Below are 21,228 nucleotides of genomic sequence, written 5' to 3'. Positions count from 1 at the left end.
CTGCGGTAGAAACAAAATAGGAACGTGTCCATAGACTCGGCAAGTGTTGAAGGTGAGGAAATTCCTCTCTCAACTTTTTAGAAGTCACTCCTTTGATTTTTGCCATAATATCAGCAGGACTAAGCGTTGGTAGTGCGTTAAGAAATATATGCGTATGGTCTTTATCGCACTCTAAAGAAACAATGACAATTTCCAATTCTTCACATACTTCTTGTACCAACTGTTTAAATCGTTCCTCTACATCAGTACGAAGGAATATTTTTCTTCGATACCGAGGACAAAAGAGAAAATGATAGTTGAGCAATGATACGGTTGTACTTGTTCTTCTATATTCATTCATAGGTTTATTGTATCAGTTTTATTTAAAAACTGATTCAATGCGACAATAAAAAAAGAACAAAACATTTCGGATACTTGAAGCACCACAAACCTTACGGTTTTCAGTGGTACTCCGTATCCGACCTCACTTTCATCCCACACCTGAAGGAATGGGCTTTCCCGTTCGGAAAATCTGTAAAAGCAGCATGTTCTGATTGGCCTTTGCACCTCCCGCCTTACAGCCTTTCGTTCCTGTTTTCCCCGCTGGAAAGTTTTTAGCATTCTCTTTTGGCTAGATCCATCCATTTTTGAATGATAGCTGTTTTCGCATCCGCATAGGCATTCATATGTTCCCACTCTTGTTGGCTGAGCACCCATTTATATTGGGCATATTCTGCTCTTGCCTCTTCATTCCCTCTCAATAAATCCCTGAAAATCAGGTGGTCCTCCCACCATTCTGATCGAATTGGAACGATGTGGAGATGGCAAAAACGCTGATTATGAGGGATATAGGAAGGGATATCTTTTTCTTCAGTTCCGATGTAAAAACGCCTGAAAGGAATCTCTTTAGTGTAAACCGGCATGTAAATAAATTCACTGTTCTGAAGCAGCCTGACTGTTTTATCTAAATCCGCTTCATCGTGAAGCCCGGCCATTACGTCTATGATTGGCTTGGCGCATAATCCACTTACAGAGGTACTTCCAATGTGTTCGAATCTCGGTTTAAGGCATCCAATCAATTCCTGAAGTCTTGCTTTTATACGTTCAAAATCGGCCGGCCAGCTTTCCCGGTATGAAACAAGCTCAATTTTCATCGCTTTATATATCCTTCTTTTAAATCCCATACCCGGACAGACCTGGCATTCACTTTTCCTCCTTCAGCGAACAATCTGATTCCTCTGCTCTCTTTATCAGGATAAATCCTTGAAGTCATGACCGTTTCTCCGCCGTTTATAAACACCTCAATGGACGATCTGTCAAGAAACAGATGCACAGAAAGAGTTTTTGAACGGGTAAGCTCAGCTTCCCGCAAGCCTCCGCCACCTCCTTTCCCGCTCCTCTCTCTGTCCAGCGTAAGCTTGAGAGAGTTTAGATCGGCTTTAAGAACGGTTTCTTCATTTTCTCCGCATCTGACTTTTATTCCAAATGACTCCAAGGCTTCGTCATCAATGCAAAACTCGGCTGCGATTTCTGCCATTTCCCCAAAGCCAATCGTGATCTCGTCTTCAATGATTGTATCCTGCATTGAAACTGTCTGGAAATCTCTTAAGGATTCGAGCTCAGCAACAGGGTTCATTAGCAGCCTTCCTTCTTTGCTTAAAGAAAGAACCCGGGGAATTGTCAGCGCCCCAGCCCATCCATCGCTTTTAGACGGCATGTCCTGCTCCCACATATCCATCCAGCCTATCAATATACGCCTTCCGCTATCATCAAGGAACGTTTGAGCTGCATAAAAATCGTGTCCTTTATCCAGTTCTATAAAAGAGCCATCTGTATAAGAAAAAGTCTGTTCGTTAAATTCTCCTACAAAATAGCCTGTTTGCTTCAGATTTGCATACAGCGGACCTTCCTGCTCCATGCCTTCCGGTGAAATTAACAGGATATGCTTCCCGTGGAGTTCAAATAAATCAGGACATTCCCACATATACCCCAGATTTTCCCCTTTATTTTCAGCAAGCACCCCGCAATACTCCCATTCAAGCAGGTTATGGGATTTGTATAAAAGAACATTCCCCATTCCATTCTTCTGAGAGCCAAGGACCATATACCAGGCTGTTCCCTCTCTCCAAACCTTAGGGTCTCTGAAATGGCTTGACCCTTCAAGAGGAATTTCCTCCAGCACAGGATTCTCCTTCTCTTTTATAAAAGTTATTCCGTCTTTGCTTCTTGCGAGGCACTGAACCTGCTTCAGTTCCTTTTTCTCCTCATCCAGCCATACATTGCCCGTGTAGATTAAGGTTAGCATTCCGTTATCATTCACTGCACTGCCGGAAAAGCAGCCATCCCGATCATATTCCTCGTAAGGAGCCAGTGCAGGCGGCAGCTGCTCCCAATGAACAAGATCCTTGCTTTTCACATGCCCCCAGTACATCGGGCCCCAGTCTGCACTAAATGGATGATGCTGATAAAAGACATGATATTCGCCATTGAACTGGATGAGCCCATTCGGATCATTAATCCAATTAGAGGGTGAAGAGATATGGTATCCAAGTCTATAGCCCAATTTGCTGCTTTTCGTCCCTTTCTCTGACACTATCCGGTCCGCTTCTCTAAGCTTGTCTGCATATTGTTTATCCATCGTTTATCCCCCTTGAAGATCACGTCATCTTTCTATCATCTTCGCACGGATTCCAACTTTTTTCTACGAAAACATCAAGTACCCTTAACATGCACGAAGATGAGAAAAAATGACATGCAAAAAGCCTTGATTCTTAGAGAATCAAGGCTTTAAATAGTCAAGTCAGAAAATTAAAGTTTTACAACGTTTTCTGCTTGAGGTCCGCGTTGACCTTCAACAACGTTGAATTCTACTTTTTGGCCTTCTTCAAGAGTTTTGAAGCCTTCGCCTTGGATAGCGCTGAAGTGAACGAATACATCGTTGCCGTCTTCTAGCTGGATGAATCCGAAGCCTTTTTCTGAGTTAAACCATTTTACTGTACCTGTTTCCATGTTGGTACCTCCAAAAATTTATTTATGCTCATTTCCATTTTACCTGTGTAAATAAAAAATTCACATACAATAAGCAGCATCCCTAAAGTGTCACGTGAGATACATCCCTATTGTATGTGAACTTCAATAAAGGAGATGGAACACTTTAACTTTACATATATCATCATACTATATTTAAATAAAAAGTACAACCTTACAAATAAAATAATTGAAAAAGGAAGGGACAATTCAGTATGAAATGGACATTTTTTGCTTTGTTGATTTATGCCTTGTTTTTTGCACCCGGTCAGGGCGGGATGGAAGACCCGATCTTGCAGGCTTTTCTATCAGGTGAATTCGGCAAGCTGGACCCTCTCGTCACTATGGTTTTTTCATTCCTTGGCATCTTTCCTTTTTTTTGGACCGCTCTTTACTTCCGAAGTGATCAGTATGCCGTTCCTGCCTGGCCATTTGCACTGCTGTCTTTTGGGCTGGGAGCCTTCGCTCTGCTTCCTTATTTGTTTTTCAGAAAGAAAGAAAAGAAAGCTCGTCCGCGGGTCCAAAACATTGGCTATGCCCTTTCAAGCAGATGGGCCATGCTCACTCTCCTGCTGATTACACTATTTCTTTACATATACGGGCTTTTATTTGGAAGTTTCAGCGGATATAAGGAAGCTTTTTTACAGTCCAGCCTCGTCAGTGTAATGACAGTGGACTTTCTGCTGCTCGTCATTTATTCCTGGTGGTGGATCAGGAAAGAAGCGCCTGGGAAAGAATGGCTTTGCTTTTTCCCTCTCTCCGGAGCACTTATTGCCTGTGCCATTTCATTAAGAAAAGACCGTCAGCGCTGACGGTCTTTATTGTTTACTCAGTATTCTCTGTTTCAGCTAGCACGCGGTTAACGCGCTTCTCCAGCATTTTCATCCCGCTGCCGCCTGCCTGAAAGTGACGCAGATTTCCTTCTTTGTCGAAAACATAATAAGCAGGTACATATTGATTTTCAAAGGCATTAGTAAGACTATGTTCACTGTCAACAAAAATTGGCTGGTGAATGCCATGCTCTTCAGCCGTTTTCTTTATGGCTTCCATATTTAAATCATCTTCCGAGCGGGGCATATGGACAGCTACCACATTCAGTTTTTCCTTATAGTCATCACGGAATTGATTCACTTGAGGCATAGCTTCTTTGCACAGGTGGCAGCTTACAGACCAGAAATGGATCAATGTAGGCTTTTCCCCTGTGAGATCTTCTTTTGTCACTTGGCCGTTCAGCCATTCTGTTGCGCCGTCTAATTCCGGCATTGGTGCACGAAGTTTCATTGTAATCCTCCAAGTCGCAGTATAGTAAGAAAAAGGCCTAACCAGCAGTTAGACCTTCTCCTATTTGATTCTCTAACCTCTTATAGAGTGGATTGTCCTGGTTTCCAGTTCGCCGGGCAAAGCCCGCCGGTTTGAAGTGCTTGAAGAACACGAAGTGTTTCATCTACATCGCGTCCAATGTTGTTGTGGAACACGGTTTGGTATTGAAGCTCTCCTTCAGGATTGATAATGAAAAGGCCGCGAAGTGCTACTCCCTCATCTTCAATCAAAACACCATAATCGCGTGAAACGGAATGGTTTGTGTCTGCAGCAAGCGGATAGCGAAGATCTCCAAGACCGTTATCTTTACGGTCTGTGTTGATCCACGCAAGGTGAGTATGAATCGTGTCTGTAGACAAACCGATTACTTCAGCATCCAAATCTTCAAATTCATCATAGCGATCAGACATAGCTGTGATCTCAGTTGGACAAACAAATGTAAAGTCCATTGGATAGAAGAAAAGTACTGTCCATTTATCGTTTTTCATGTTTTCCTCAAGACTGACTTTGCCAAATTCCTTGTTCGCCATTACAGCTTCCATTTCAAAACGGGGTGCTTGTTTTCCTACCATACGTTCTGCCATAGTAAATCCCTCCAGTATGTATTGAAGCAATTGAGAAAAAAACAAGTCCTTTCTCAACAACTAATCATTTTTTACATTGCCTATTATAGCAGATAGCTATTTTTAGTCAATATTAAATGATAATGAATTTAATTAGCTGCTTAAATTTGCGTACTCTTTTAGATATTCCCCAACTTCTGTGAATAATAACGGTTATTGTTTTAAATGTGAAAAAACCTATGGTAAACTTGTCAATGAATTTTCTGAATCAAGAGCATAATAAGTTTAACATGGCGGATGAAGGGTAACAAAATGATTAGCTTATCTACTAATGTGTAAGTAAAGAAAGGATAATGCAAATGGATATTATACAAAATATTGATTGGGCTGGACTGCTGACCAATGCAGGAGTCATCGTATTAAAGCTTGTCGTCATTCTAGTTGCGTTTTTGATTGTCAAAGCGATTGGAAAGCGAATCATTGAACGGGCCTTTCAGAAAGTGCAGAGCCGTCAGCAAGTTTCACCCGGGCGGGCAATGACGCTTCAAAGTCTTTCATTGAATGTATTTGGCTACATACTGATTTTTATTTTTGTCGTCATGGTCTTCCAAGTATTTGAATACGATGCAACAGCCCTCCTTGCAGGAGCCGGAGTTATCGGCCTTGCCATCGGATTTGGAGCACAGGGTCTTGTCAGTGATGTTGTGACCGGTTTCTTCCTGCTTCTTGAAAGGCAGCTTGACGTTGGTGACTACATTACAACAGCCGGCTTCTCGGGGATTGTTGAACAGGTCGGTCTCCGCACCACCCAGATTCGGGGCTTTGACGGCACGCTGCACTATGTACCGAACCGTGAAATCACTAATCTGAGTAACCATACGAGAGGAAATATGAGAGCGCTTGTGGATATTGGAATCTCATACGATGACGATATTGACCGTGCCATTAAGGTTATGCAGAATGTCTGCGACCAAGTAGCCGCTGAAATGCCAGCAATTGTCGAAGGACCTAACGTGATCGGCGTTCAGGCACTTGGCGCTTCTGATGTTGTAATCCGCGTTATAGCGAAGACAGAGAACGGCGAACAATGGGGCGCGGAACGTGCATTAAGAAAAGCCTTTAAAGAGGCATTTGATGCAAACGGGATCGAAATTCCGTTTCCTCATCAGGTCTATGTTGAGAAAAAGGATCCTGCCGCCAGCAGAGAGCATTGAAAAAGAGCCTGACAGGGCTCTTTTTTACATGCTGTCTACATCCATAATTTTCCAAAATATTTAATGATTGCTTTACTATCAGGCAAAACCAGCAGGAGCCGGTTTTGCTACTGATTAAAACGGTGCTGAACCTGCTGGCAGATTTCTTCTGCCGATAATCCGCTTGCTTCTATTACAGATCCTTCCGTTACCGTGTTGCTGATTCCCATTACGTTATTGTCCTGGCCTGTAACAATGCAGCAGTCGCATCCTTGAGCGTCTTCTTCACTTCTCAAACTGACAACGTCATACCCCATTGAACGTAGTGCTTCCTCTACATTGGTTAATGATTGTTCTACACCTATTCTTGGCATAAAAACACCTCCTGTCTGATAAGGTGCCACAGACAAGAGGTGTTTATTCCAATATTTAGGATTTAAAATCAAAATAATCAACCATCGTCCGCAACGCTGTTTCCATTATAGATTCCTCGGGCTGGAGCTTGCTGTGATGAAGACCGTAGGGAGAGCCTGCGCCAAGCCAAAACATAAAGCCCGGAATTTCTGACAGAAAATAACCGAAATCCTCTCCTGTCATTGCTTCCTTGCTCTTTTCGAATGCAGCATAAGGAAGCTGGTCAGCGAACGCAATAAATTCATGAGTGAGCTCTGCGTCATTGTATACTTGATGATACATCGCCCCATAATCAATGGTTGCCTCACAATGAAAGGCAGTTTCCAGTCCCTTTACAAGAGCTTCAATCCGTTCCTTTACCCGTCCCATTGATGCGACGGACAAAGTCCGGATCGTGCCTTCCAGCCGGGCCTTCTCTGCTATAATGTTCTGCACCGTACCTCCGGTGATTTTACCGACTGTGATGACAGCGCTGTCGAGGGGGTCTACATTCCTTGAAATTATCGTCTGGAACTGTCCGACTAGCTGGCTCGCTGCGACAATCATGTCATTTGCAGTATGAGGATAGGCTGCGTGCCCGCCTTTGCCCTTTAAATCGATAAACAGCTCGGATGTGTTGGCAAACAGCAGTCCCGGCTTAGTCGCGATTGTGCCTGCCGGCAGCTCAGGAGCGATATGCAGCGCCGTTATAAAATCCGGTCTCCACATACGAAATTCTTCGCTTTCCATCATCGGCTGTGCTCCTCCAGGACCCTCTTCTGCAGGCTGAAATAGTACCACCAGGTCATCGGCCATCGGATGTTGAATAAAATGCTCTGCGATCCCAAGACCGATTGTCATATGCAGGTCATGCCCGCAAGCGTGCATCATTCCTTCGTGACTGGATGAAAACGGATAGCCGGTTTCCTCCTGGATTGGAAGTCCGTCGATATCGGCCCGGTACCCCATCACTTTCGAAGGATTCGTCCCTTTCACTTTCACGAGAAGCCCGGTCCTCCATTTTTTTAATTCAAACCGGCCCCCGGGAAGGTGTTCAAAAAAACGCAGCAAATAATTTTGAGTTTTATATTCCTTAAAGCCCGGCTCGGGTATTTGATGAAGATCCCTGCGGATGACAGTAAGTTGTTCAAGTGAGAGCATGCATAATCAGCCTCCAGAAAGATATAGCAATGCGCGGGTGTCCGGCACCCGCGCATTGCTTCTTTAGCTCCTTAAAGCTGGCGAAGCTCTTGTTTAATTTCAATTTTAGATTTTGTTTTTTCGTCAATGTCTTTAATTTTTTTTGCGGGTGTACCGGCTACTACTGTGTAGGGGGCTACATCCTCCACTACGATTGCCCCGGCAGCAACAACCGCTCCTTTTCCTACAGTTACACCTTCAAGAATGACAGCATTAGCACCTACCAGCACATCATCTTCAATGACGACCGGCTTTGCGGATGGAGGCTCGATTACCCCTGCAAGAACGGATCCTGCGCCAATGTGGCAGTTTTTTCCGACTGTCGCTCTACCTCCCATAACAACGTTCATGTCAATCATCGTACCTTCGCCGATCACAGAACCGATGTTAATCGATGCGCCCATCATGATGACTGCATTATCTCCGATTTCAACTTGATCGCGAATGATCGCACCAGGCTCAATGCGTGCTTTAATGCCCTTCATGTCCAGCAAAGGAATCGCAGAGTTGCGTCGGTCATTTTCGACGACAAAATCTTCAATTTTGCCCGCATTCGCTTCAATTGCTTCTTGGATTTCGGCCCATTCACCGAAAACAACCCCGCTCGCTCCGTTAAGAAACGTTTTAGAGGAAGCACCGAAATTGATTCCTTCTACGTCCCCTTTTACGTAAACCTTTACCGGTGTTGACTTTGTGCTATTTTGAATAAATGAAATAATCTCATTTGCATCCATCATTTTCATATGTATTTCCCTCCGTCTTATGTCATATCATTTTTACTCTATCAAACGGAACCTCCGATTGACAAGCAATTTCATAGCGAGAGGGCCAGTGCCTTCTCTGAAAATTGCCAGCCAAAGTCTTTGCAGAGCAGTTCTTCGTCCCTATCAGGACTAAATTCTATCTTAAGGGGATCAAGCACCAAGATTCCGCCCTGCTGTTTAATACACTCTGCAAGCGTGTCGGCAGCTCCGCAAAAATGTTCATAAGAGTGATCTCCTGAACCAAACACTGCAAAGAATTTACCTGTTAAGTCCATTTCTCTCATGTCATCATATAGATCTAAAAATTCATCAGGCAGATCTCCATCTCCCCATGTATAGGCTCCAAGGATGATTCGATTGTATGTTTTAAGCACCTCTGAATCGGCATCCAGTGCTTCCAGCTTGGTTATATTCATTCCTTTCCCTGTTAACCCTTCTCCAATCAAATCAGCGATTGCCTCGGTGTTCCCAGACATACTTGCATACAAAATTAATACTTTGCTCATTTTCATCCTCCTTCATTAATGGACGTAACCTGTTGTTTCCGAAGACTGCACATATTTGGATTCATATAAAGCAGAGACAAAGAACTCTTCTTTCCGGTTGGCAATTCCAAAACCGTGGCCCTTAATTGTGTCTGAAAGGATGAGTTTTTTCTCACATAAATCAATTTTATAAATACGTGAATAACCAAATTCATCCTGGCTGGATGTTGTGTAGATGACTCCCTCATCCAGAGAGATATTTAGGAATGACGCTTCTTGAACTCTATTTGAAAAAGAGTGCGGATTTCTGTATCTGCCTGTTAAAGGCAGCATTTCTATTGCTCCCCTGCCCCCATGTGCTGAACCTTTAGCTGCCAGCAGAAAGCTGTCTTCTACAACAAGCATGGAAGAAACCATTGCTTTCGTTTCTTCCTTTAGTAGCATCGTCTCCCGAGAAAGCAAATCAGTGATCCAAATCCCTCCATTCACATCATGAATTTGAGTTCCTGCAAGTAAAAAGCCGCTGTAAAAGCACAAAGAACGAATAACTGGTTTATCCTCAAGGTGAGCGAAAATGGGATAGGAGGACCAGCTTGATCCAAAGTCAGAGGAAAAGTAGACCGTGTGCTTCCCGTGTGCCGCCACCATGCCTTCCTTGCTTACGGCTATAGACCAAATTGCTGCATTTGTAGGAAGGATAGCCGATGTCCAAGTTCTTCCATTGTCCATCGATCTCATGATCAGCCCTCTGTCTCCCCCTCCAAAAATTATCCCTCCATAGGTGGCGATCGAACGGATTCTCTCCCTAGTTTTAAGGAGACTTCTCCAATCTCCTGCCGGTGAGTACTTGTAAAGACCTTCATTTCTAACAGCCACGGCAAATCCTTCATCCATCATATTTTCTACAGCGGTTGCTCCTTTATGAAACACGATGAGCATCCTCCTCTGCCCTGGTCCATTTAATAAAGCTTTTGGCAAACGTCCTGCACATTGCCTGCTGAGTATCATCATCCGGCGACAGTTCAACTTTTAAAATATCAGGGAATACGTCAGCTCCTGCTCTCTTAAATGCTCTGGATAAAATAGCTGCAGCTTCGCAAAATTTCGGATAGCTTCTGTCTCCCGATCCAAAAAAAGCAGATTTTACCATTGAAAAATCTGCTTCTGCCCATTCTTCTGCAAGGTCTTCAATCTCATATGGCAAATCGCCGTCACCCCATGTATACGTTCCTGCTGCAACCAAATCATATGATTGTATCTCACTAATCTGGAGTTCCTCCAGTGTTTTTAAATGGATTACAAGGTTTTCATCCTTCAATTCATTTTCGATTAGCCGTGCAATGTCTTCGGTGTTGCCAGACATGGTGGCAAACGCAATCAGCATTTTTTTCATTAGATCCTCCAAATGATAATGATTTTCATTTTCATACTTACAATATAATTGATAATGATTATCATAGTCAATAAGAGATTAAAAAAAGACAGCCATCTGACTGTCTTTCCACTGCTGTATTTCATATATGAATATGGTATTGGAAATATCATGCGATTTATGGCCATTCACAATCCATTTATTCGTTAACGGTCCATTCCTCAACCACTTCTAAAAACGCCTGAACCTGTTTTAGCTGAAATGAAGCTTCATAGCCAAGCATCCATGTATCTCTTGCAATGGGCCGGCCGTCAGAGTCTGAGAGTGGAACTTTATAGATGGGCTCGCGATCGTCAAGCGCAACTGAAGGCAAAATGGCGTAGCCGATTCCATTGAATGCCATTTGCTTGCACGTCTCAATCTGATCAACCACGATGGTTCTTTTTGGGGAAGTTTGAAATTTCCGATGCCACCAGTCCTGAATCTCCTGATAATAAGTCGAGTCGCTTCGGAATTGGATGAAAGGCCGTTCGGTCGACATCAATTCCTCAGCATTGCGGATTTCAGTGTCGACAAGATAAAGTTCATCCCTTAACAGATGTCTTTTGACCCCTTTCCATTCATGGCTGCCCCTAACTATGCCAATATGAACATTATCCTCATAAAGGCTCTTTAAAATCTCGCTGCTCCAGCCTGTAATGAGGGAAATTTTAGCATAAGGATATCGCTGCACGAAGGTTTTCAGCACCTTTGGGAGCCAGTGCTGACCTATAATTGAAGCCACTGCAAGCCTGAGAGTTCCGTTTACTTCTCCTTCGAGAGCTGAGAGATCTTCTCTTACTTTTTCCTCCCTTAACACCGTTTCTTTCGCATAATCCACGATTTTCTCCCCGGCAGGTGTTAATGTGAGACCTTTTTGTGACCGGATAAATATTTTTGCTCCCCATGTTTTTTCAATCGATTGCAGACGCTGTGATAAAGCTGGCTGCGAGACAAATAAGCGTTCTGCTGCTTTCCTCATATTCATTTCCTCAGATAAGATTAAAAGCATACGCAATTCAGTAATTTGCAAGGTGCTCCCTCATTCAATAAGTTTTCCTTATATTATATGCTTTTCTTTTCGTTATTTCATTATGATTTTGAAAGAGTATAATGGAGGAGAAGGAGGCGGATTGCGTATGGAGTGGCCGCTTATTTTCTTGGGAACCTTCACCTCTTTCCCCGGGACACTTGCAGGGGCGGGGGATTCATTGGGATACCAGCCAATGATTTTGTACGGAGTTCCTATTCTTAGCCTTTCGGCTGTAAAATTTTCAAACACAATTACCTCTTTTTCAAGTTTTTTCTTTTTGCTGAGAAGGTATTTTCAGATCGGCCTCTCCTCTTCTTAAGCCATTGCCTTACAAGATTTCAGACCTTTATTAGCTGCATTGGAGTTTTTCCCTGCATTTAACGGCAGGAATGGCCGATATCAAAGCAGCCATTTCGCTCGCCATCGGCTCATTCAACGGTGCACTGCTGTCTGTCAGAACCGCTAAACATATTTCATTTACTCTGGCAAAATGGATTGGCACGGATGGACAAATTGCGTATCAGTTTCTTTACTATGGGGGGCGGTATCATGAACAAAATAAAATTTAATAACGTAGATCATGTGCAAATTTGTGTGCCTAAAGATGCAGAAGAGGAAGCACGAGAATTTTATTTGGAGATTATCGGTTTAAATGAGGTCAGCAAGCCGGAAAGCTTAAGAAAAAACGGGGGCTTTTGGTGCCGGGCAGGGAAAATAGAGGTTCATATCGGATTAGAGGAAATGGATTATGTAAGAAGCAAAAGACACCCTGCATTTGAAATAGCAGATATTGAAGCCGCAAAAAAGCTTCTTCAGGCGGCAGGAGTTAGGATAAATGCGGAGCCTCCAATTCCAGGAAGAGACCGCTTCAGCTTTGCAGATCCGTTCGGAAACCGAATTGAATTTCTGCAATACACATAAAAAGGCATTCAAATGGTCACCCTCCCCTTCCGTGAAGCAGGAGGGGATCACTCAGCCTTTATTTAATCTTTTCACATGACGGTCAAGCTGTTTCAATATTTCGCGCCTTGTAAAAATCCCTTCGAAAAAGCCTTCTTCATTCTCTACGCAAACAAAGGGGTGGTCCACGACCAGTTCAAGACCTTTAGCTGCAGAATCATTGATTTTAAGCCTGGGAATCTCCCGGTTCATAACCTCTGATACTTTAATATGTTCAAGCCTCTCCGCTTCAATCCTTTCAAGACCCATAATGGCATCAATAATCGTATTTGTTCCGACCAATCCATGCAGCTTATAAGACGAGTCAAGAACCGGAATGGCGGTATAGCCTGTTCTTGTAAGCACAAGAAGAGTGTGCTCCAAATTGTTTCCCAGCTGTACGTGGGCAACTTTATCGCCGGGAATCATTAAGTCCTGGATGCTGATCTCCATAATTTTTTCAGCACGAAGTGTAATCATAGCTGTACTTCCTCTCTTATTATGACAGTTAGCTTAATTCAATTACCCGCCTGGATATTTAATTAAACTATGCGTGGGGATGATTAAAAAAAACGGTCCCCGTTTGGAGTACCGTTCTCTATGTAGTCTCATCAGTCAAAACGAATCCGGTCATAGAGAGTTGTCAGCTGTTTGTAAGTTTCCATATCAACCGCTTTTTCACCGCTCTCGATATCATTCAGCTCGCTGCTTAAAAGCTCGATTGCATATTCCTGCTTCATTAACAAACTGATTAACAGCTCCTGCTCTTCATTTGAGAAACTTTTATGCGCTAAACCCATTCTTTTGCCTCCTTGCTGCCTGTTGTCACTTTCAGAATAATCAAAGGAGATTACTTCGTCAAACGCAATTTTCGACATTCATTTCCTTATTTTGTATACCGATTAGCATAGCTGAAGGCAGTGTAAGAATCTGGTTTTATGCGCGCTTCTACTCCCATTGCGGTAATTCTTCCCGTCATCTCCTGAATAAGGTCCTTCGTAACGCCTTTCCTTCCAATATCTAAATGAATTTCAAATGAAAGATCGGCTCCTTCTTCAGAGTGCGGAATGAGAATATCAGACAATACTCCCAAATAAAGGGTGATAAATGAGTAAGCAAGCTCCTGGCTCAGCGCGGTTTCCGTCGAAATTTTTTCATGTACACTTAAAATCGGCCTGGGAATGATGCTGTTTTTAAGACAGCCCCAGGCCCCTTTGCCTACACGGTGAAGATGGATGGCGGTAATGAATTTTGTTTCCTGATAATGTACGTGGGAATCCGTACCGATGGATAAAACATATACAGAACGAGGATCTTTTTGAATAAACCTTTTTAGCCTGCTGATTACGTCCTGAAGGGTCATGTTATTTTCCGTTACATTATAGAAGGCAAATGTATCGCTCATCATGCATCTCCTTTTAAGGTTCTTGTTAACCTTATACGCAATCCAATTCTGATATGTTATCCTTTTCTCCCATTCGTATTAAAAATATGTAAAGATGAACTATGCTTGAAGCAGATCAAATATTTCAATCGCAATAATATCAATATTATCGAACTGATACGTCTGAGGCTTTTCCCCTTTTTCAAACACTTCAAGTTCGAACATTTCGTTTTTTTCAAAGTATTTTACGCTGCAGCGTTTTTCACCTTCTACTTCAAAGTAGCGCTGGGATGGTTCGTTACCTGCTGCAGTTTCCTGTAAGCTTTGAAGACGCTGGATGATACCTGTTAGTTGAGACATTTCTTTTTCTCCTTCCAAAGAACGTGCTGTTCTTATCGATTATTTTCCTCGCATTTGCTATTCTTATCCAAATTTTTTCATCCTATATCTATTAGAAAGTTTACCACATTTACCTTCAGGATAATATGTTCGCAATCATGTAATTTTCTTTCCATTTCCCCCCAGGCTATAATAAAAGAGTCTAATGAGGGAGAGGAGAAAATGATGGGAAAAGTTAAACGTCTATCTGACCGCATCAGTATGATTGATACATTTGACCTCGGTATGAAAGGCAGAACCTCTGCTTATGTGCTGCATGAGGAGAAGCTCACTCTTATCGAGCCTTCTGCAAGCCCTTCCATCCCGCACATAAAATCTGGTTTAGCAGAGCTTGGCCTTTCTGTAAGCGATCTTGAATACATCATTGTCACTCATGTACACCTTGATCACGCGGGCAGTGCAGGGCTGCTCATAAAAGAATGCCCCAATGCCCAAATTGCTGTTCATCCGAAGGGAGTACGGCATTTGATAAACCCTGAGCGGCTTATAGCCGGAGCAAAAGAGGTGTATAAGGAACACTTTGATTCCCTTTTTGCTCCTGTTCTGCCCGTTCCTGAAGAGCGGATTCTAATAAAAAAAGATGAAGACCTTCTGGAGATTAGCGAAAATTGTATTTTGAAGTTTATTGATACTCCAGGACACGCCAATCATCATTTCAGCATATTTCATCCAATAAGTAAAGGAATTTTTACAGGAGACGTGATGGGCATTCTGTATCAGGATGACGTATCCGGAAGGTTCTTCCTGCCTTCTTCTTCCCCGAACCAATTCAACCCGGAAGCCATGCTCCGTTCATTATCCAGGCTTGAAGCACTAGAACCTGAGATTTTATTTTTCAGTCATTTTGGACCTCTGGAAGAACCCAATAAGGCCTTTCATGATTTACGCAAATGGCTCCCAGTGTTTTTAAACTCTGCGGAGCTGGCTGCTGCTGACTCATCAGACAAATCAGCAGCTGATCAGGTGAAAGCAACAGAAGCCGAGCTGATCAAACAAGTAACGAAATACCTTGATGAAAAAAATGTCCCCCGCGGGCACCCTGTTTATGATATTCTTAACCTTGATTTAGCAGTAAGTGCAATGGGTCTCGTTTATTATTTTCATGAATTAAGCAAAGGAAAGCAGTGATCATCTTGGCAAAAACCATAATGGTATACACTCAGCCTGATTGTCCGCCGTGCAAAATAGTGAAGCAATTTTTAGACCATCATCACATCCGGTATGATGAAACAGACATTACAAAGGATGCACAGGCAAAAGATTACTTAATCAATACCCTGCAGTCCTATTCGACTCCCACTGTTACCGTCAATGAGCATACAGTAAAAGGGTTTGATCTTGCGGCTCTTGAACAGCTGCTCATGTAAATGAAAAAGAAGCCGGCTGGCTTCTTTTTTTTCATATCCCCGCAGATCTCTGAAGACGCCTGGCGATTTCCTGAAAATCCTCTTCTGAGATACCTGGTGCAAATTCCTCCGGTATTTCTTCTAAATCAGGAATCGGAGCTCCCTGCGGGTGGCCGATCACGACCTCTAGCGGCTCTCCTTTTGGCCCAAGCCCTTTCCAGATTTTATTGATATCCCGGTAGTATTTATCACTGAATGTGTACAATCTTCTGTTTACCCCCTGTTCCTCAAATTTCCTGGCTGTGGAAAATTTACTGTTATCCAGATCAGGAACCGGAAGCATTTTCATTACATCTACGCCAGTGGCAATTTCAAGAGCTTTCGCATATGCCACAATATTCACCCCGCCTCGAACGAGCAGATATCCGATCATCTCCCTCGCAACCGGGTTATCCGTCATCTGATAAACCCTCATTTTATGGGTCCTTGCTCCGCATTCAAGAAAGAAATTATGGAGAAGGTCTAACACAAGGTTTCCGCTGTTAAAAACGTTGTCTCCTGTCCATGGTCTGCCCATTGAATCAAATGGAAAGGAAGTCTGTGCAGTTGAGATAAAATGAAGTGTGTTTCTTTTGTCGACCGCCTCTCTCATCGGAGTCGAATCAGGGGGACCGGGGTGGGTCGTCCCGATGATCATTAAGTTGATGGTATTCGAGACAAGCTCGACATGGCCGGTTTCCTCTGCAGTAATACTCGCCACTAAATCATAAAATGGCTTCAGCTTTTTCTTGTTTCGAAAATTCAACGACTGAAACAAATAATTATTTAAAGTAGACATTTCTCCAAATTTTCCGCCGAGCAGCTCCTGGACAGCAGCCGCTGCATTTGCATCGGGATTTTTCGGCTTCGGAAGATCAATTAAAAGCCGGTCTATACGAGTAAACATGCTGGTTCCCTCCCCTTTCATCAAACACTGTTATTTACCTATGAGGAGACAGCATGGTCTTATTCTTTAGCCCTGTTAAATTTGGCGATGAGAGGAATACAAACCAGCGAAGACGGCAAAGGCGTACAAGGGAGCAATCTTCATTACCCAACAAAAAATCCGATTCGCCTGAATCGGATTTTAATCATATTCCTCACTTTAAGGGGGAGCGGGAACATTTAACATATCTATCTTTAGTTAAATGATAATGATTATCATTATCCTTGTCAACACTTATTTCATTCAGGGGCTTTTAAGCTTTCTTTTATAGCCGCTACCTTCCAGCCTGTATCAGTTTTAACTAGTGTGACCGATTCATAATGCCCTTCATAAGTTACCGGTCCCTCATCTACAGCTTCAAAATATTGATAGACGATTTTTTTATTTCCTTTATCTAACACTTTCGTATCAGAGCTATAGCTGAAAAACGGGATGGAAAGAATCGGAAAATCCGTTCCATATACAATGTATTTTTCTTCTCCTTTAACTGCATTATATTTCAAATATACGTCTGCCATATTATCCGTAAAATAAGGAGATAGTACAGATTTCATCTCAGTTTTGCTCCGCTCTTTACTGCTTAGGGAAACCTGAGTCTGATAGGCGTCCTGAAGGTGGCTGAAAACCTTTTGGTTCGGATTCGGATTCGGATTCTGCTTCTGCTTTTCTGCTGCTTCTGCTCTCGGACTGCTTGTATCAGCCAGAAAACTTCCTCCTGCTTGAGGGGACCCGATCGAAAAGAATAGGACAGCTGCAGCGGCAATAGATGTTAACGCTCTCATTATTCATTCCTCCATTTATGTACTTTAAATTGGATTGGCTATGTGATTGCTGTAATTCGCTTTGAAATTGGCTAAGTGGATCATATAGATGTTATTCCACCTTTCAAGAAAAACAAACATAAAAAGACAGAGTCATGAACCCTGTCCTTTAATACCCATATTTATTAGCAAAATAAAGAATGAGAATAACAATCAGCAGCCCAGCTCCGATATAAACGAGAAAAATCGGGTTCAGAAGATAAGGGTGGGCCTGCACGGCTTTAGGAGCAGACACATCAAACTCTTTTTTTCTTGACTGTGACCAAGTTCCTGTTTTAATCGTGGCGATAAGTCCCCATGCGAGGATCAGCAGACTAATCATTCCAAGCGCAATCATAAATCCCTCCATGTTTTTCCCTTATGATCGGCTTAAAGGAAATCTTTCATTCATAGCATCCCATTTTGTTCGTAAAGGTACTGATAGGGCAGGTCAATAAAAAGATAAGCTTCGTCTTCAAGCGGATAGGAGTAGGTTCGGATGGTTTCTCCAGTTTCAATATCGCTGTACAGATCGCTGAAAAAGCCCCTTCTTCCCATTCTCATTTTCATTAAATTTTCAAGAAAATAAGGTCGCCAGCTCCAATTTTTATTCCTGTACTGCTCCTGAAACATCCATTCATTGCCTGATTTGAAAATATTCCCTGTCGTTTGAAAGCCATCTCCATCACATATATATATTCTAAAGCTGCAGTCTGACAATTCCTTTGACAGTAAGGTAATAAGCTGGTCGTGATTTTCGCAAAATTTTACTGTTTTTGCAGCAAGGGTATGGATCCGCTGGTAGAACTTTTCCGATAGCTCATAAAAGGTTTCCAGCTTCTTTTTTTCATGGGCAATAAAGTGGCGGAACTCGGTTGAAAGCTTCTCCTTCAGAAGGGTATGTTGAAGAAAATGAGGCTCAGGCTTTGTTAAGTAGAAGCCCTGAAAGTACCGGCCTCCATTTCTCCATGCATATTGAAGCTGAAAGTTTGCCTCGATATCTTCAAAAAGAATGGCTGCACCGATTTTTCGGGCAAGGAGAGATATGGAATACAGGACATCATTAAATGCCGTTCCTGAACTCATCCGCAGCGGCTGAAGATCAATTTTCAAAAGATCTGGTGACAATTTTCCAATCCGGTCCAGATTGCTGCTCTCCCTTCCAATATTAGCTGCTGCGAGTTTAATTCCATAGGTCCTGTAATACATGATTAAATGCTGAAGTCTTTCCAGATCTCCCATAAAATGATGCTCAGTGAGTTCAATAGCAATTTTTTTCAAATCTAAGCCTTTTTCCTGATAGCGCAAAAGTAAATGAAGAAAGCTTTCTCCCTGATCAATCATCAGCAGATTTGCATCCCTGTTGATAAAAATAAGGGCATCCAGCTTTTCTGATATCGCATAATCCAGGGCTTGTTCAACTATGTAATCATCGATTTCAATTTTGTATTCATCCGGGACACTTTCATCACAGAAGAAATCTCCGAGGCTGATTGTTTCACCCTCGAACGTTATTCTGCCCAGCACTTCATAGCCTGCAATTGTTTGCTCATCAGCGCTGAAAATAGCCTGGTAATATGGTATAACGGCTTGCTTATTTGTCAAAATATCCAGTGCATCCATCCTGTTCCCCCCACAGCCTTTATCTGCCGCTCCTGATTTCTCAGCCCCGGCTGACGGAGTAAACAACTCTGCCAGCCGGCCGATGTGACAATCCGTATTCATGGGGCTCATAAGAGGTACCCGCTTTAGCAGAACGCCCTCAGGCAAGCTCGCAGATTTTCTATTAAGCAAGATTATACCATAGTCAGAGAAGAGAAGATGTGGCTGCATAAGCTTCATGTTTACCTGTCAGGCTATTGCGGTTCGATCATCCTTGCTTCCACGGTTGAAGGGTGAAAAGGATAAAAAAATCCTCCCGGGAAGGAAGCTCACCCGCGGAGGATTCTCATTAACCTTTTAAAAGGGACGCGGATTTAACCATTGTCCGCCATCCATCGTAATGCATTCTCCATTAATATAGGAAGCATCATCTGAAAAAAGGAAAGCTGCTAATGCTGCAATCTCTTCAGGAGTACCCAATCTTCCCAAGGGTACGCTTGCCAGCGTCCGGCTGGCGGCTTCTTCAGATTCCCAGAGCTTATCTGCTCCCCCGGTACGCTCTATTGGACCAGGAGCAATGGCATTGACCCTGATGCCATAGCGGCTTCCCCATTCTACAGCGAGCGTTCTGGTCAAAGAATGGACGCCTGCTTTAGCCGCCGCGGAATGGGCAACACCTGCTCCTGCCCCCCATGCGTATGTAGCCAGCATGTTAATGATAGCGCCCTTTTTGTTTTGTTCGATCCAGTAGTTTCCTGCACTTGAGCTCATGTAGAACGTTCCGTTTAAAACAATATTGATTACCGAGTTCCACCCATTAACGGACAGCTTTTCCGCTGGACAAATGAAGTTTCCAGCCGCGTTATTTATCAGCCCGTCGATTCTTCCAAATTCAGCATGAACGGCTTTCATAAGTTCACTCGCTTTTTCAGGTTCCCTTACATCCATTGGAAACGTCATGACCTGTCCTTCGCGTTTTTCTATTTCATTTTTCGTTTCAATGAGTTTTTCAGGTGTTCTTCCAGTTATGACAACAAAGCTCCCATCCTCTGCAAAACGCTTCGCCATCGCTTTTCCCATCCCGCTCGAGCCGCCCGTGACAATGTAGACTTTTTCTCCCATATGTATCCCCCTTTTTGAATAATGAATGATTATTCATTCATATTTTATCATACAGTGATTATGATTTCGAACATTTTTATCCGACACGTTATTTCGTGTCTTTTCGTTCAGCAAACCATGTTATAATTAGTCATTCATTATTTAATAGAATGGTAGGGTACTATGACAAAAAAGGTGCACCGGCGCATGTTTTTGAAAAGCATGCTGTACTTTGCTTTTGCAGGTTTGGCGCTATCAGCTGGAGGTTATAGCTACTCCCGTTATTTGGAGCCTAAACTTCTTGATGTGGAAAAGATAGAATTCACCAGCCCTAAGCTCCCTCAATCGTTCAGCGGGATAAAAGCAGTACAATTCAGCGATACTCATTTAAGCGATCACTACACGTTGGAACAGCTTAAAAATATAAAGGAAAGCATTAACGCCCTCAGCCCTGATCTGGTTTTCTTTACAGGAGATTTAATAGATGATCCTCTCCATTATAAAGAAAAGAACGGAATTATTTCACAGCTTGCAGACATTAAGGCTCCTCTCGGCAAATTTTCGGTTTTCGGAAATCATGATCACGGAGGATACGGAAGCAATATCTATGCAGAAGTAATGATGCAGTCCGGTTTTACTATGCTTAAAAACGAGAGCAGGGATATCCGGTTAGCAGATGGTGCCGTGATTACGGTATCAGGATTAGATGATTTGATGCTGGGCAAACCAGATTATCAGAATCTTGAAAAAGGACTTAGCGAAGAAACATTTAACATTCTGCTTGCACATGAACCGGATGCCTGGCTCCATACAAAAAAGCTGGCCGTTGATGTACAGCTCTCCGGACACAGCCACGGCGGCCAGGTCCAGCTTCCATTTTACGGCCCGCTGATCACTCCTCCCTTTGCGGATATTTATACGGAAGGACTTTATGAATATGGGGAAATGAAACTGTATGTGAATAGAGGCCTCGGAACGACGCGCGTCCCATTTCGGTTTCTGTCAATGCCGGAGCTGACTGTTTTCACTTTTAATAAAGCATAAATTTCCATGCCTGTTAGATCACCATCGTATTCACCAGGATTGAATATTTTTAAAAAAGGCTTTGTTAAAGCATGGTGTTGATTTTTCACACCTGTTGATTGGAGCGGCAGGCGTGAGACTCCGAGCTAAGAGCAGCGGGACAGGTGAGACCCCGCAGTCGCGAAGCGAGGAGGAGGCTCACCGCCCGCCCTTGGATCAGCGAACGCCTGCTAGCTGCAATCAACAGCCAAGTTTAGCAGAGCTTTAAAAAAAGAAACCCA

29 protein-coding genes are annotated in these 21,228 nt (G+C 43.1%); 7 read left to right on the top strand and 22 right to left on the bottom strand.

The features are described 5' to 3' along the window. From tnpA to ACQCVE_RS11155, 4 genes are all read right to left on the bottom strand, one after another. Positions 1-340 (bottom strand): IS200/IS605 family transposase (gene tnpA / locus ACQCVE_RS11170; RefSeq protein WP_426862844.1); only part of this gene is annotated, 340 nt, incomplete at its 3' end. Between the two features lie 253 nt (positions 341-593). After that, positions 594-1,133 carry a GrpB family protein gene (locus ACQCVE_RS11165; protein WP_426862842.1) on the bottom strand — a complete coding sequence of 180 codons (540 nt, stop codon included), beginning with the start codon at positions 1,131-1,133 and terminating at the stop codon, positions 594-596. Next, entirely contained in the window at positions 1,130-2,617 is a 1,488-nt protein-coding gene (locus ACQCVE_RS11160) for a glycoside hydrolase family 32 protein (RefSeq protein WP_426862840.1), read from the bottom strand. Before ACQCVE_RS11160 ends, ACQCVE_RS11165 begins: the two co-directional genes overlap by 4 nt. A 170-nt stretch (positions 2,618-2,787) precedes the next feature. Then, positions 2,788-2,988 carry a cold-shock protein gene (locus tag ACQCVE_RS11155; RefSeq protein WP_123915956.1) on the bottom strand — a complete coding sequence of 67 codons (201 nt, stop codon included), beginning with the start codon at positions 2,986-2,988 and terminating at the stop codon, positions 2,788-2,790. A 233-nt stretch (positions 2,989-3,221) separates the two neighbouring features. On the opposite strand from ACQCVE_RS11155, the gene ACQCVE_RS11150 reads away from it, so the two are divergent. Then, positions 3,222-3,818, top strand: a complete 597-nt coding sequence (locus ACQCVE_RS11150) for a hypothetical protein (protein WP_426862838.1) — start codon at positions 3,222-3,224, stop codon at positions 3,816-3,818. A 13-nt stretch (positions 3,819-3,831) separates the two neighbouring features. Here ACQCVE_RS11150 and ACQCVE_RS11145 read toward each other — a convergent pair whose 3' ends face one another. Beyond that, entirely contained in the window at positions 3,832-4,287 is a 456-nt protein-coding gene (locus ACQCVE_RS11145; RefSeq protein ID WP_426845105.1) for a TlpA family protein disulfide reductase, read from the bottom strand. Positions 4,288-4,367: 80 nt separating this feature from the next. After that, positions 4,368-4,910, bottom strand: a complete 543-nt coding sequence (ahpA, locus tag ACQCVE_RS11140; protein ID WP_426845104.1) for a biofilm-specific peroxidase AhpA — start codon at positions 4,908-4,910, stop codon at positions 4,368-4,370. Between the two features lie 338 nt (positions 4,911-5,248). Between ahpA and ACQCVE_RS11135 the strand changes: the two genes are divergently transcribed. After that, complete coding sequence (locus ACQCVE_RS11135; protein ID WP_426845103.1) at positions 5,249-6,103, top strand: mechanosensitive ion channel family protein; 855 nt, start codon at positions 5,249-5,251, stop codon at positions 6,101-6,103. A 107-nt stretch (positions 6,104-6,210) separates the two neighbouring features. Here the strand turns inward: ACQCVE_RS11135 and ACQCVE_RS11130 are convergent, their stop codons facing one another. The 7 genes from ACQCVE_RS11130 to ACQCVE_RS11100 all read right to left on the bottom strand — a co-directional run bounded on the left by ACQCVE_RS11130 (position 6,211) and on the right by ACQCVE_RS11100 (position 11,368). Further along, on the bottom strand, positions 6,211-6,456 hold the full coding sequence (locus ACQCVE_RS11130) for a YkuS family protein (protein ID WP_426845102.1): 246 nt from the start codon (positions 6,454-6,456) through the stop codon (positions 6,211-6,213). A gap of 55 nt (positions 6,457-6,511) precedes the next feature. Then, the gene (locus ACQCVE_RS11125) at positions 6,512-7,636 is read right to left on the bottom strand and encodes an N-acetyldiaminopimelate deacetylase (protein WP_426845101.1); all 1,125 of its coding nucleotides are present in this window, start codon (positions 7,634-7,636) and stop codon (positions 6,512-6,514) included. A gap of 71 nt (positions 7,637-7,707) precedes the next feature. Next, positions 7,708-8,418, bottom strand: coding sequence for a 2,3,4,5-tetrahydropyridine-2,6-dicarboxylate N-acetyltransferase (gene dapD / locus ACQCVE_RS11120; protein WP_426845100.1), 711 nt, complete (start codon positions 8,416-8,418; stop codon positions 7,708-7,710). A gap of 71 nt (positions 8,419-8,489) precedes the next feature. After that, positions 8,490-8,945: a flavodoxin gene (locus ACQCVE_RS11115; protein ID WP_426845099.1), complete on the bottom strand. Its 456-nt coding sequence runs from the start codon at positions 8,943-8,945 to the stop codon at positions 8,490-8,492. A 15-nt stretch (positions 8,946-8,960) separates the two neighbouring features. Then, the gene (locus ACQCVE_RS11110) at positions 8,961-9,854 is read right to left on the bottom strand and encodes an exo-alpha-sialidase (protein WP_426862837.1); all 894 of its coding nucleotides are present in this window, start codon (positions 9,852-9,854) and stop codon (positions 8,961-8,963) included. After that, entirely contained in the window at positions 9,844-10,317 is a 474-nt protein-coding gene (locus tag ACQCVE_RS11105) for a flavodoxin domain-containing protein (RefSeq protein WP_426862835.1), read from the bottom strand. Before ACQCVE_RS11105 ends, ACQCVE_RS11110 begins: the two co-directional genes overlap by 11 nt. A 178-nt stretch (positions 10,318-10,495) precedes the next feature. Next, positions 10,496-11,368: a LysR family transcriptional regulator gene (locus ACQCVE_RS11100; RefSeq protein WP_426862833.1), complete on the bottom strand. Its 873-nt coding sequence runs from the start codon at positions 11,366-11,368 to the stop codon at positions 10,496-10,498. A gap of 389 nt (positions 11,369-11,757) precedes the next feature. Here ACQCVE_RS11100 and ACQCVE_RS11095 point away from each other — a divergent pair, with 389 nt between their 5' ends. Further along, a complete protein-coding gene (locus ACQCVE_RS11095; RefSeq protein WP_426862832.1) occupies positions 11,758-11,937 on the top strand; it encodes a hypothetical protein in 180 nt (59 codons plus the stop codon). Beyond that, a complete protein-coding gene (locus ACQCVE_RS11090) occupies positions 11,918-12,289 on the top strand; it encodes a VOC family protein (protein ID WP_426845094.1) in 372 nt (123 codons plus the stop codon). The genes ACQCVE_RS11095 and ACQCVE_RS11090 overlap by 20 nt, the downstream gene beginning before the upstream one ends. A 51-nt stretch (positions 12,290-12,340) precedes the next feature. Here ACQCVE_RS11090 and cbpB read toward each other — a convergent pair whose 3' ends face one another. The 4 genes from cbpB to ACQCVE_RS11070 all read right to left on the bottom strand — a co-directional run bounded on the left by cbpB (position 12,341) and on the right by ACQCVE_RS11070 (position 14,051). Then, entirely contained in the window at positions 12,341-12,787 is a 447-nt protein-coding gene (cbpB, locus tag ACQCVE_RS11085; protein ID WP_426862830.1) for a cyclic-di-AMP-binding protein CbpB, read from the bottom strand. A gap of 131 nt (positions 12,788-12,918) precedes the next feature. Next, positions 12,919-13,107 (bottom strand): antirepressor AbbA, encoded by a 189-nt coding sequence (abbA, locus tag ACQCVE_RS11080; RefSeq protein WP_426862828.1) that lies wholly within the window; start codon positions 13,105-13,107, stop codon positions 12,919-12,921. 86 nt (positions 13,108-13,193) lie between these two features. Next, positions 13,194-13,712: a ribonuclease H-like YkuK family protein gene (locus tag ACQCVE_RS11075; RefSeq protein WP_426862827.1), complete on the bottom strand. Its 519-nt coding sequence runs from the start codon at positions 13,710-13,712 to the stop codon at positions 13,194-13,196. A 99-nt stretch (positions 13,713-13,811) separates the two neighbouring features. Beyond that, positions 13,812-14,051 (bottom strand): YkuJ family protein, encoded by a 240-nt coding sequence (locus tag ACQCVE_RS11070; protein ID WP_426845090.1) that lies wholly within the window; start codon positions 14,049-14,051, stop codon positions 13,812-13,814. Between the two features lie 201 nt (positions 14,052-14,252). Here ACQCVE_RS11070 and ACQCVE_RS11065 point away from each other — a divergent pair, with 201 nt between their 5' ends. Next, entirely contained in the window at positions 14,253-15,218 is a 966-nt protein-coding gene (locus ACQCVE_RS11065) for an MBL fold metallo-hydrolase (protein ID WP_426862825.1), read from the top strand. A gap of 20 nt (positions 15,219-15,238) precedes the next feature. Then, complete coding sequence (locus tag ACQCVE_RS11060; protein WP_426845118.1) at positions 15,239-15,457, top strand: glutaredoxin domain-containing protein; 219 nt, start codon at positions 15,239-15,241, stop codon at positions 15,455-15,457. A gap of 31 nt (positions 15,458-15,488) precedes the next feature. On the opposite strand, the gene ACQCVE_RS11055 is transcribed toward ACQCVE_RS11060, so the two are convergent. From ACQCVE_RS11055 to fadH, 5 genes are all read right to left on the bottom strand, one after another. After that, on the bottom strand, positions 15,489-16,382 hold the full coding sequence (locus ACQCVE_RS11055) for a manganese catalase family protein (RefSeq protein ID WP_426862824.1): 894 nt from the start codon (positions 16,380-16,382) through the stop codon (positions 15,489-15,491). A 278-nt stretch (positions 16,383-16,660) separates the two neighbouring features. Further along, entirely contained in the window at positions 16,661-17,203 is a 543-nt protein-coding gene (locus ACQCVE_RS11050) for a DUF3993 domain-containing protein (protein ID WP_426845086.1), read from the bottom strand. 148 nt (positions 17,204-17,351) lie between these two features. Then, entirely contained in the window at positions 17,352-17,591 is a 240-nt protein-coding gene (locus ACQCVE_RS11045; RefSeq protein ID WP_426845085.1) for a hypothetical protein, read from the bottom strand. Positions 17,592-17,629: 38 nt separating this feature from the next. Continuing rightward, positions 17,630-18,844, bottom strand: coding sequence for an EAL-associated domain-containing protein (locus tag ACQCVE_RS11040; RefSeq protein ID WP_426845117.1), 1,215 nt, complete (start codon positions 18,842-18,844; stop codon positions 17,630-17,632). 336 nt (positions 18,845-19,180) lie between these two features. Beyond that, positions 19,181-19,945: a 2,4-dienoyl-CoA reductase gene (gene fadH, locus ACQCVE_RS11035; protein ID WP_426845084.1), complete on the bottom strand. Its 765-nt coding sequence runs from the start codon at positions 19,943-19,945 to the stop codon at positions 19,181-19,183. Positions 19,946-20,107: 162 nt separating this feature from the next. On the opposite strand from fadH, the gene ACQCVE_RS11030 reads away from it, so the two are divergent. Beyond that, positions 20,108-20,968 carry a metallophosphoesterase gene (locus tag ACQCVE_RS11030; RefSeq protein WP_426862823.1) on the top strand — a complete coding sequence of 287 codons (861 nt, stop codon included), beginning with the start codon at positions 20,108-20,110 and terminating at the stop codon, positions 20,966-20,968. Positions 20,969-21,228: the final 260 nt, after the last annotated feature.

The organism is Metabacillus sp. 113a (assembly GCF_050107635.1).
In the GTDB taxonomy this organism is placed as follows: domain Bacteria; phylum Bacillota; class Bacilli; order Bacillales; family Bacillaceae; genus Metabacillus_B.
Note: the sequence above shows the minus strand (reverse complement) of the source record. Positions and strands in the feature narration are given on the sequence as shown.